Source organism: Micromonospora endophytica (genome assembly GCF_003236305.1).
In the GTDB taxonomy this organism is placed as follows: domain Bacteria; phylum Actinomycetota; class Actinomycetes; order Mycobacteriales; family Micromonosporaceae; genus Micromonospora; species Micromonospora endophytica.
In genome coordinates this window covers 1-8,436 of the sequence record NZ_POTX01000250.1, presented here as the reverse complement: position 1 = coordinate 8,436, position 8,436 = coordinate 1, and the positions used below count along the sequence as shown (strand labels likewise).

6 protein-coding genes and 1 pseudogene are annotated in these 8,436 nt (G+C 66.5%); 2 read left to right on the top strand and 5 right to left on the bottom strand.

What is annotated here, in order from left to right:
• Positions 1–44: 44 nt before the first annotated feature.
• Positions 45–1,988, top strand: a pseudogene (locus C1I93_RS32745) (ABC transporter ATP-binding protein); the annotation flags it as partial.
• A 7-nt stretch (positions 1,989–1,995) separates the two neighbouring features.
• Here C1I93_RS32745 and C1I93_RS25560 read toward each other — a convergent pair.
• The 5 genes from C1I93_RS25560 to C1I93_RS25540 form a co-directional block, all read right to left on the bottom strand.
• Entirely contained in the window at positions 1,996–2,478 is a 483-nt protein-coding gene (locus C1I93_RS25560) for a hypothetical protein (protein ID WP_146603574.1), read from the bottom strand.
• A 3-nt stretch (positions 2,479–2,481) separates the two neighbouring features.
• Positions 2,482–2,742, bottom strand: coding sequence for a hypothetical protein (locus C1I93_RS25555; protein ID WP_111245838.1), 261 nt, complete (start codon positions 2,740–2,742; stop codon positions 2,482–2,484).
• A gap of 43 nt (positions 2,743–2,785) precedes the next feature.
• The gene (locus C1I93_RS25550) at positions 2,786–4,204 is read right to left on the bottom strand and encodes a hypothetical protein (protein ID WP_146603573.1); all 1,419 of its coding nucleotides are present in this window, start codon (positions 4,202–4,204) and stop codon (positions 2,786–2,788) included.
• Between the two features lie 17 nt (positions 4,205–4,221).
• Positions 4,222–4,950, bottom strand: a complete 729-nt coding sequence (locus C1I93_RS25545; RefSeq protein ID WP_181445325.1) for an ATP-binding cassette domain-containing protein — start codon at positions 4,948–4,950, stop codon at positions 4,222–4,224.
• Positions 4,951–5,046: 96 nt separating this feature from the next.
• Positions 5,047–5,268, bottom strand: coding sequence for a hypothetical protein (locus tag C1I93_RS25540; RefSeq protein WP_212808290.1), 222 nt, complete (start codon positions 5,266–5,268; stop codon positions 5,047–5,049).
• Positions 5,269–5,488: 220 nt separating this feature from the next.
• Between C1I93_RS25540 and valS the strand changes: the two genes are divergently transcribed.
• Positions 5,489–8,158: a valine--tRNA ligase gene (gene valS, locus C1I93_RS25535; RefSeq protein WP_111245835.1), complete on the top strand. Its 2,670-nt coding sequence runs from the start codon at positions 5,489–5,491 to the stop codon at positions 8,156–8,158.
• Positions 8,159–8,436: the final 278 nt, after the last annotated feature.

Below are 8,436 nucleotides of genomic sequence, written 5' to 3'. Positions count from 1 at the left end.
GAGCGCTAGTCTCGTGGGCTCGGAGATGTGTATAAGAGCCAGCCCACTGGCGGGGTGTCGCGCCCGATCCGCACGCCGACCGCAGCCTGGCCGAGGACACCTCCCCCGAGGCGGTGGCCCAGTTGCGCACCCGCAGCCGGGCGCTGCTCGCCGACGTGCTGCGGCCGCACCGTGGACGGTTGGGTGGGGCGGTCGCGCTGCTGCTGACCCAGAACGCCGCCGCCATGTCCGGGCCGTACCTGGTCATGCTCGGCATCGACCGGGCCATCGAACCGCTACAGGCTGGCCGGTCCGGTCCGCTGGTCGCCGTCGCGGTGGCGTTCGCCGCCGCGACCGCCATCGAGTACGCGGCCCGCCGGGGCTTCCTCTCCCTCTCCGCCCACATCGGCCAGGCCGTCCTGCTCGATCTCCGCCAGCGGGTGTACGCGCACTTCCTGCGCCTGCCGGTGGCCTTCCACGAGCGCTACACCTCCGGCCGGATGATCTCCCGCCTGACCAGCGACATCGACTCGATCTCCGAACTCGCCGGTGGGGGTGTCGAGGGCCTGGTGATGGCGGTGCTGACGATCGTGTCGGTGGCCGGCATCCTGCTCTGGCTGGACCTGCCGCTGGCCGCGGTCACCCTGCTCGCCTTTCCGCTGCTGTTCTGGCTCTCCCGCTGGTTCGCCCGCGCGTCGGCCGCCGCGTACCGGCGTACCCGCGAGGCGATGGCCCTGGTCATCGTGCACTTCGTCGAGTCGATGCGGGGCATCCGGGCGGTGCAGACCTACCGCCGGGAGCCACGCAACCAGGAGATCTTCTCCGCGGTCAGCGACGACTACCGCCTCGCCAGCCGGCACGCGTTCCGCCTGATCGCGACGTACTCGCCGGGGATCAAGCTGATCGGCAACGTCACGGTGGCGGCGGTGCTCTGCTACGGCGGCGCCCGGGTGCTCGACGGTCACATCGAGGTCGGCGTGCTCGCGGCCTTCCTGCTCTATCTGCGCCGGTTCTTCGAACCAATGCAGGAGCTGAGCCAGTTCTACAACTCCCTGCAATCGGCGACGGCGGCGCTGGAGAAGCTCGCCGGGGTGCTCGACGAGCGCCCCGAGGTCGCCGAGCCGGCACGTCCCGTGCCGCTACCCCGCCGCACCGCTGCCGGGACGGTCGGCGGGGCAGTCGGCGGCACGCCCAGCACGGGCGGCGGCACGGGCGGCGCGATCGGCGGCACGGGCGGCACGGTCGGCGGGGTCGGGGCGGTCGACGGCGGGGTCGGCGCGGCGGTGGAGTTCCGGGGGGTCTCGTTCGGGTACCGGGCCGAGACACCGATCCTGACCGGCCTGGACCTCACCATCCCGGCCGGGCAGACCGTGGCGCTGATCGGCCCCACCGGTGCCGGCAAGTCCACCGTCGCCAAGCTGCTGGCCCGCTTCTACGATCCGGTCACCGGCACTGTCACGCTCGACGGTGTGGACCTGCGCCAGGTGGCCGACGCGGAACTGCGCCGGGCGGTGGTGCTGGTCACCCAGGAGACGCACCTGTTCGGCGGCACGGTGGCGGAGAACATCCGGTTCGGTCGCCCGGACGCCGACGACGCGGCCGTGCAGGCCGCCGCCCGGGCGATCGGCGCGCACGACTTCATCGCCGCACTACCCGACGGGTACGCCACCGAGGTGCGTCGGCGCGGCGGCCGGCTCTCCGCCGGGCAGCGGCAACTTGTCGCCTTCGCGCGGGCGTTCCTGGCCGATCCGGCGGTGCTGATCCTGGACGAGGCCACCTCGTCGCTGGACGTGCCGACCGAGCGCCTGGTGCAGCAGGCGCTCGGCACCATCCTGCGGGACCGGACAGCGGTGGTGATCGCACACCGGCTCTCCACTGTCGAGAACGCCGACCGGGTGCTGGTCCTCGACGGCGGCCGGATCGTCGAGGACGGCCCGCCCGCCAAGCTGATCGCCGCCGGCGGCCGGTACGCCGCCCTGCACCACCAGTGGCGTGACTCGTTGACGTAGAGGACGCTCAGCCTGCGCCTACACGCCAGGCGCGCAGCAGCGCTGCACCATCACCAAAGGGTGGAACCAGGAAGATCGCATGAACCAGGTACCACCAATGGAGACCCAGATCCTGCGCGAAGACGGCCAGTCCTGTGCCGACTGCGATGCACGCGGCGGGACCGGCGACAGCGACAGCGGCTGCCTCGGCACTGGTTAGGACGCCTTGTGGGGCAAGAGAGAAGCGTAGCTTTGTGGACTGAATCTCCACCCGGTGCACACCCCTGCACCGCTCCAGGATCAAAGCGTGGCCGACCTCGTGAATGACGAAGGAGCCCACGGCTCCCCCGACAAGCACCAAAACAAAACCGCCGACAAAGAGCAGCAGGGCATACTCACCCGCCCAGACGGCGTAGCCGGCTACCACGACCAGCACCGACAGGGGCGCCGCCAGCAACCGTGCCCACAGCATCAACATACGCCGAGCGACGCGTAAGGCCAGACCGTGCACGGCTCAAGGTGCACCTTTCCCGGCGTGCGCCTCCAGTAGGGCGTTTCGGCGCTCCTTCAGCTGGATACTGATCCGCCACACCAGAACGAGGAACGCAAACGTAACGGCCCAAATCAGCGCCAAGGGAATCCAGGAGCCCAATCCCGCAGACACCATCAGACTATCCTCAGGTGTAGTCCTAGATTCAAAGAAGACGCTCCCGAATAATCCTTCCTTGCGCACATCGTCATCCTTGGTCGAGAACATCAGCGCCAGGATTGTCATGGTCGCCGCACCCAGCGTCAAGACAAGCGCACCCAGTGCACAACTAACTACCGCCATTGCTCGCTTCATAACGCGCCTTCCGTCGAAGAGACTGAATACCCGCCACGCCGTACGCGACAACCACACCATGCGCACCGACCAGAATCGCTATTGTTGCCGCGGCGGGAAGGCTCAGGATTCCCACCATCACACCGAGAATTCCGACTACCGCGAACAGCGCTCCAAGGCCGACCAAGACAGTAAAAGGATTGTCCTTCTCGGGAGGAAAGACGATGCCGATGAGAGTAGCACTGAGAACGGAACTGGCACACGCGAGCAGAGACCAGCCGATTGCCGCCAGCGGGATCTGCGCGATCTGGGATCCGAGAATCACCGGCAAGGCGAGCAAGAGAAGAACAAGCAGCTGCGAAGAAACGATAAGTAGGTACTCGCTCCACGCCGAGACCCTCGGGCCAGCAAGGCGCCTGAGTGGCGCCACCCCTACATAAGCGTAAATGCTCTGCACAAGCAGGATAAGCAGCGCGTAAGGCGCCTGGGCCGGCGAGTTTGACGTCACCAGAGAGAGGAAGCACAAATACGCTATCACGCTCGCGAGCCAGAGCTCCCAGCGGCGAGCAATTGCCGCAACAAACGCAACGACACGGTAGCGCGCGAAGCCGACGAGTGGGAACTTGACAAACTGTCGCACGATCGGAGGGACTTTCGGCGCGCTCCCGAGGGCCAGCGATACGAGTACGGCGGCACACCCAAAGAACAGCACCATCATGGCGATTGGGCCATAGTTGTCCAGAACAGAGATATAGGCCGCAGTCGGATAGAACGCTTCGCGCTCGTTCAGGTAGTCATCCGACATTTGCAGAAGGATTGCCGGAGTTCGCGAATTGTAGAAGAACACAGCAAACACGAAGATAATGCTGACGATCAGCTGCGACATTCGCACCATTCGCAACGCTTCCGCCAAACGAAATATCACGTTGTACGTCAGCGCAAGAAATAGGTAAAGGGTCAGCGCCGGAAAAACGACCCCTCCCAAGACCAACATCAGGGCTGGCAGCCCATGCTGAATAATCACCGCGAGCGACGCAGGGATGAACAACACGAGCGCCACAGCAGACGCGAATGACATCTCGTAAAGCAGCATCGCCGCCGAACGTTCGTGATTGGTGATAGGCAATTGAAAAGTCAGGCGGAGGAACTCATGCGACTTCATGAAGAGAATTTTTACGAAGATAAAAGCGATGATCGTCCAGAATGTCGCCGACACCGACGCGACCTGAAACAGAAGCTGAACGATCGCCATGTCGGAGAGCATGTCTCGCAGGTAGAGCGTCGCAATCGCGGTGAGCCCGAGAATGCTCAGCAACGCAAAGAGCCCGATGCCGAAACGGCCGATGCGCGACCGCAAGATGCCGACTGAGAGGACTCTCCGCCAGAAGAACCGCGCAAGCAGTTTGGTGACCACGTACGTCTGTCTTATTCTCACGCCGGCTCCCCGATCGGAAGCTCCTGGTCGACGAACGAGTACAGGCTGCCATGCTCAGCGAGGATCGTGGCGGTGTCGAAACTTCCCAGAATCTCGCCGGCCGCCATGAGGATGATTCGGTCGGCGGAACGCTCTAGTAGCGAGAAATCATGACTGCACAGCAGGACAGTGAGGCCGTCGTCTCGCATTTGTCGAACATGTCGCTCACTAACCCGTAGACCATCGAAATCGATGCCATTCAGCGTTTCGTCGATTGCAGTGAAGGGCCTACGGAGCATGAAGGCGGCGATCAGCTGAACCTTCTTCCGCATGCCGTGGGAGTAGTCCTCGATAAGGTCATTCTCCCTGCCAGGCATAGAGAACCGGTCGAAGAGTTCGGCTATGTCTGTGTCGACCAGGGGAAGTTCGTACAACTGATGCAGATGGGCCAGGTATTCGCTGCCAGCGAGAAATTCGGGAAGATAGTCCTCACTGGGCAGCAGCAGACCCTGCTGCTTGGCGGCGGCGAGGCGATGACCAAAACCACCAATCTCAATTGATCCTGAAGCGGTCTGCACAAGATCAAAGATTGTCTTAATTAAGGTCGATTTTCCTGAACCATTAGCACCGACTAATCCTACGATCTCGGCAGGCCTCAGTGTGAGCGAGACCTTTCGAAGCGCAAGGATGCCACGCCGATAAGAGAACGAGACATCCCTAACTCGCAAAGGATCAACGACTTTCACTGAACCTGCCCAATTCGCTCGGCTCTGACAATACCTAAGCTGTGTGCACCCGGGGCTCAGCCGCCGGGTGCACACAGGTGTTCAGCTAGCTAGGTGTCACACACATTCGGCATTGACCGAAACGCCGGACCAGTTCCAGCTCCAGTTCCCGGTGAACCTACGGTCCTTGTAAACGACGCACCAGATCAACAGCCCGGCGAAGATCGTAACGGCCAGAGCCAGGATAACTGCGAGGAGCACCACGTACCACGCGTCGTACCGCACCAGTGCGGCATCCAGACGACGAGCCACCTGCTCCCTTGCCTCGAAGGATGCCACGGTAGCACTTGCGATGGACCGATACACTGATTTCCCCTGTCACGAGGTGACAGCGTTGTCTTGCGGTTTGATCGTCGAGGGTAACAGTCCTGCGTGGACTTCGTAACCTTCACTGGGTGAGGCCACGGCGGCAAGGAAACCGGTTCCGCCTCGCTCCTGCTGCCGATTGGCCGTCGCATAATCCGTGCCCCCGGCACGGGGTGGTGTCTACGATCGGTCGATGACTGATACGGCGAGGACGGCCCGCACCGGCGTCCCCGAGCGTCCGACTCTGGACGGGCTCGAGGAGACCTGGGCGCGCCGCTGGCAGGAGGAAGGCACGTACGCTTTTGACCGCACCAAGGTGCGGGCGGACGTGTACGCGATCGACACGCCGCCGCCGACCGTATCGGGCGAGCTGCACATGGGGCACGTCTTCTCGTACACCCATACCGACCTGGTCGCCCGGTTCCAGCGGATGCGCGGTCGGCGGGTCTTCTACCCGATGGGCTGGGACGACAACGGGCTGCCCACCGAGCGGCGGGTGCAGAACGTCTACGGGGTGCGCTGCGACCCGTCGCTGCCGTACGACCCGCAGTGGCGGGCACCGGACGCCCCGGTGGACGACGCCGCCCGGAAGAACCCGACGCCGATCTCCCGACGCAACTTCATCGAGCTGTGTACGCAGTTGACGGCCGCCGACGAGCAGGTCTTCGAGGCGCTGTGGCGGCGGCTCGGGCTCTCCGTGGACTGGTCCCTGACGTACACCACGATCGGGTCGGTGGCCCGCGCCACCTCGCAGCGGGCGTTCCTGCGCAACCTGGCCCGGGGCGAGGCGTACCAGGCGGAGGCGCCGACGCTCTGGGACGTCGGTTTCGCCACCGCCGTGGCCCAGGCCGAACTGGAGGACCGGGAGCGGCCCGGCGCGTACCACAGGTTGCGGTTCTCCGGCCCCGACGGCCGGGAGGTGCTCATCGACACCACCCGGCCCGAGCTGCTGCCGGCCTGCGTGGCGCTGGTCTGCCACCCCGACGACGAGCGGTACGCGGACCTGGTCGGCGCGGTTGTGCGTACTCCCGTTTTCGGGGTCGAGGTGCCGGTGCGCGCGCACGCGCTGGCGGACCCGGCCAAGGGCACGGGCATCGCGATGGTCTGCACCTTCGGTGACCTGACCGACGTGACCTGGTGGCGGGAACTGGCCCTGGACACCCGGGTGGTGATCGGCCGCGACGGTCGGCTGCTGCCGGAGCCGCCGGCCGGGGTGCCGGCGCAACCGTACGCGGCGCTGGCCGGGCAGACCGTCAACGGTGCCCGGCGAACCCTGGTGCAGCTGCTGGCCGACGCGGGCGACCTGGTCGGCGAGGTGCGCCCGATCACCCATCCGGTGAAGTTCTACGAACGCGGCGACCGGCCACTGGAGATCGTCTCGACCCGGCAGTGGTACCTGCGCAACGGGGGCCGCGACACCGACCTGCGCGAGGCGCTGCTGGCCCGGGGGCGGGAGCTGCGCTGGGTGCCGGAACACATGCGGCACCGCTACGAACACTGGGTCGGTGGCCTGACCGGTGACTGGCTGGTCAGCCGGCAGCGCTTCTTCGGCGTGCCGGTGCCGGTGTGGTACCGGCTCGACAACACTGGCGAGCCGGACTGGTCCCAGCCTCTCACGCCGGACGAGACTTCGCTCCCGATCGACCCCTCCGACGACGCCCCACCCGGCTACGCCGAATCCCAGCGCGGCGAGCCCGGCGGCTTCATCGGCGACCCGGACGTGCTGGACACCTGGGCCACCTCGTCGCTGACCCCGCAGATCGCCGCCGGCTGGGAAACCGACAGCGACCTGTTCCACCAGGTCTTCCCGATGGACCTGCGCCCGCAGGGACAGGAGATCATCCGGACCTGGCTGTTCGCCTCGGTGGTCCGGGCACACCTGGAACACGGCACCCTGCCGTGGCACACCGCCGAACTCTCCGGCTGGATCCTCGACCCGGACCGCAAGAAGATGTCCAAGTCCAAGGGGAACGTGGTCACCCCGATGGCGCTGCTGGAGCAGCACGGCTCCGACGCGGTGCGCTACTGGGCCGCCAACGGCCGCCCCGGCACCGACCTGGCCTTCGACCCGGCCCAGATCAAGGTCGGTCGCCGGCTCGCCACCAAACTGCTCAACGCCTCCCGCTTCGCCCTCGGCCTGGGCAGCGCCTCGGGTGCCGCCGGGCCGGGTGGCGGCGGCGGCTCGGGGATCGCCGGGCCGGGTAGCGGCGGCTCGGGGATCGCCGGGCCGGGTAGCGGCGGCTCGGGGGTCGCCGACGCGTTGCGGGCGCCGGCGACCGAACCGCTGGACCGGGCCATGCTCGCCGCACTCTCCGAGGTGGTGACGGCCGCTACCGCGGCGTACGAGGCGTACGACCACACGGCGGCGTTGCAGGCCACCGAGTCGTTCTTCTGGCGCTTCTGTGACGACTACATCGAGTTGGTGAAGGAACGCGCCTACGGCAGCGGTGCCGGGGCCGACTCGGCCCGCGCCGCGCTGGCCACCGCGCTCTCGGTGCAGCTGCGGCTGCTCGCGCCGGTGCTGCCGTACGCCACCGAGGAGGTGTGGTCCTGGTGGCGGTACGGCTCGGTGCACCGGGCACCGTGGCCCACCACGTACGAGGTGAGCCGGGCCATCCAGGGCGAGGGTGACCCGGAGCTGCTGCGGTTGGCGTCCGACGCGTTGGGTCAGGTCCGCCGGGCCAAGTCCGAGCGCAAACTGTCGATGAAAGCGGAGGTGCCGCTGGCCGAGGCGCTCGGCCCCGCCGCCCTGCTCGACCAACTCACCGAGGTCGCCGGCGACCTGCGCGCGGCGGGTCGGATCGGCAAGCTCGACCTCCTCCCCGACCGCACCCCCGAACTCGTCATCGCCTGCGCGTTCTAGCTGCGGTGTAAGGAGGGGCCCCCTATTAACGCCTGGTGTAGAGGAGGGGCCCCCTGTTAACAAATCGCACCAGCTCCGACCGGCACGGTGGGGGTACCGACGGTCGCAGACGCGGCGGGCTGTTAATAGGGGGCCCCTCCTCTACCTGAGGCGTTAAAAGGGGGCCCCTCCTTACACCGCAGCTAGAACGCGCAGGCGATGACGAGTTGGGGGGTGCGGTCGGGGAGGAGGTCGAGCTTGCCGATCCGTCCCGCCGCGCGCAGGTCGCCTGCGACCTC